This is a genomic window from Corynebacterium sp. 1103A (genome assembly GCF_055700955.1).
Genome location: NZ_JASTTF010000024.1, coordinates 2,024 through 5,284, shown reverse-complemented (window position 1 = coordinate 5,284; position 3,261 = coordinate 2,024). Strand labels below are relative to the sequence as shown.

Sequence of the window (3,261 nt, the reverse complement as noted above, 5' to 3'; positions counted from 1 at the left end):
ATAGTGGACGCGAACACGACATTGTGACGATGTTTTGTTTTTTGTTTTGTTCCACACACTGGTGTGTGTGGTGTTTGTTGTTCGGCCGATTAGTACCAGTAGCCTCCACATCTTGCGATGCGTCCAGGTCTGGCCTATCAACCCGGTAGTCTTCCGGGGGCCTTGTAATGAAACCTCATCTTAAAACAGGCTTCCCGCTTAGATGCTTTCAGCGGTTATCCCTCCCGTACGTAGCCAACCAGCCCTGCCACTGGCGTGACAACTGGCACACTAGAGGTACGTCCGTCCCGGTCCTCTCGTACTAGGGACAGCCTTCTTCAAGTTTCAACGCGCGCGGCGGATAGAGACCGAACTGTCTCACGACGTTCTGAACCCAGCTCGCGTGCCGCTTTAATGGGCGAACAGCCCAACCCTTGGGACCTACTCCAGCCCCAGGATGCGACGAGCCGACATCGAGGTGCCAAACCATCCCGTCGATATGGACTCTTGGGGAAGATCAGCCTGTTATCCCCGGGGTACCTTTTATCCGTTGAGCGACACCACATCCACAAGTAGGTGCCGGATCACTAGTCCCGACTTTCGTCCCTGCTCGAGCCGTCACTCTCACAGTCAAGCTCCCTTGTGCACTTACACTCACCACCTGATTGCCAACCAGGCTGAGGGAACCTTTGGGCGCCTCCGTTACATTTTGGGAGGCAACCGCCCCAGTTAAACTACCCACCAGGCACTGTCCCCAACCCAGATCATGGGCCAAGGTTCAGGCATCCACTACCATCAGAGTGGTATTTCACCAACGACTCCACCACCACTAGCGTGACGGTCTCACAGTCTCCCACCTATCCTACACAAACGATAGTAAATACCAATACCAAGCTATAGTGAAGGTCCCGGGGTCTTTTCGTCCTGCCGCGCGTAACGAGCATCTTTACTCGTAATGCAATTTCACCGGGCCTGTGGTTGAGACAGCAGAGGTCTCGTTACGCCATTCGTGCAGGTCGGAACTTACCCGACAAGGAATTTCGCTACCTTAGGATGGTTATAGTTACCACCGCCGTTTACTGGGGCTTAAATTCTCCGCTTCGGAACCCACAAAGGTTCCTAACAGGTCCTCTTAACCTTCCAGCACCGGGCAGGCGTCAGTCCATATACATCAACTTCACGTCTTCGCATGGACCTGTGTTTTTGATAAACAGTCGGACCCCTCTATTCTCTGCGACCACCACCAGCACACACACCGCAAGAGCGTGGCACCAGCAGTGGCCCCCCTTCTCCCGAAGTTACGGGGGCATTTTGCCGAATTCCTTAACCACAGTTCACCCGAACGCCTTAGTATACTCAACCTGACCACCTGTGTCGGTTTAGGGTACGGGCCGTACACCCACTCACTAGAGGCTTTTCTCGACAGTACAGGATCACCAACTTCACCCACAACGGGCTACGCATCACGCCTCGACCATCACGCGGTGCGGATTTAACCTACACCACAGTCTGCACGCTTACACCAACAATCCACTCAGTGGCATGGCTACCAACCTGTGTCACCCCATCGCTTGGACCACAGTTCAGGCCCCACGCACACCAACCACGACACACCCCCGAAAGGGCGAGTACATAGCGGCGCGGGTGGTTAGTATCACTGCTTTACCATTGGGCGCGGATATACGGGTACCAGAATATCAACTGGTTATCCATCGACTACGCCTGTCGGCCTCGCCTTAGGTCCCGACTCACCCTGGGAAGACGAACTTGACCCAGGAACCCTTAGTCATCCGGCGGGTAGGATTCTCACCTACCAATTCGTTACTCATGCCTGCATTCTCACTCGCACACACTCCACAGCGCCTTACGATACTGCTTCACAACGTGCACGACGCTCCCCTACCCAATCCACAAAGGATTGCCGCGGCTTCGGCGGTATGCTTGAGCCCCACTACATTGTCGGCGCAGAACCACTCGACCAGTGAGCTATTACGCACTCTTTCAAGGATGGCTGCTTCTAAGCCAACCTCCTGGCTGTCTTCGCGATCCCACATCCTTTTCCACTTAGCATACCCTTAGGGGCCTTAACCGGCGATCTGGGCTGTTTCCCTCTCGACTATGAAGCTTATCCCCCACAGTCTCACTGCCACGCACACACTAGCGGCATTCGGAGTTTGGCTGATGTTGCTAAGATTGTAGTCCCGCTCAACCAACCAGTAGCTCTACCTCCACTAGGCTAAAATGCGTAACGCTGCACCTAAATGCATTTCGGGGAGAACCAGCTATCACGGAGTTTGATTGGCCTTTCACCCCTACCCACAACTCATCCCCGCAGTTTTCAACCTACGTGGGTTCGCGCCTCCACAACCTCTTACAGCTGCTTCACACTGGCCATGGGTAGATCACCCCGCTTCGGGTCCAGGACATGCCACTCAAAAACACCCCATTAGGATTCGGTTTCCCTACGGCTACCCCACACGGGTTAACCTCGCGACATGCCGCTGACTCGCAGGCTCATTCTTCAAAAGGCACGCCATCACACACATCCAGGTGCTCTGACGGATTGTAAGCACATGGTTTCAGGAACTATTTCACTCCCCTCCCGGGGTACTTTTCACCATTCCCTCACGGTACTCAAATACACTATCGGTTATTGCACGTATTTAGGCTTACCGGGTGGTCCCGGCAGATTCACAACAGATTCCACGAGCCCGTTGCTACTCGGGGACAACAACAATCATGACAAGTGCGCCTTCACCTACAGGACTCTCACCCACTCCGGTTGACCATTCCAAGCCAATTCAGCTAACACACACACCACAACGAAGCACTGGTAGACACTTCACGTTGCAACCCCACAACACCGCATGCGCAACCCCTACCAAGTATCACACACACACGGTTTAGCCTCATCCACGTTCGCTCGCCGCTACTAGCAGAATCATTATTATTTTCCTCTCCTACGGGTACTGAGATGTTTCACTTCCCCGCGTAACCCCCACACCCACTATGAATTCATGGGCAGGTACCACCCCACAACGAGTGGCAGGTTTCCCCATTCGGACATCCTCGGATCAACGCTTACTTGACAACTCCCCGAGGCTTAACGCAGCCTGACACGTCCTTCATCGGCACACAATACCAAGGCATCCACCATGCGCCCTTCACACAACGAACACACACCACCACAAACACGGCCAAAAAACCATGCACATGGCGGGTGAACACACAACAATTAAGAAAAACAAGAAATCACATCACACCACACACAAACAACCACAA

1 rRNA gene is annotated in these 3,261 nt (G+C 53.8%); it reads right to left on the bottom strand.

The annotated features are described in order from the left end of the window. Positions 1-68 precede the first annotated feature (68 nt). Positions 69-3,158, bottom strand: a 23S ribosomal RNA gene (locus QQS52_RS11365). Between the last annotated feature and the right edge of the window lie 103 nt (positions 3,159-3,261).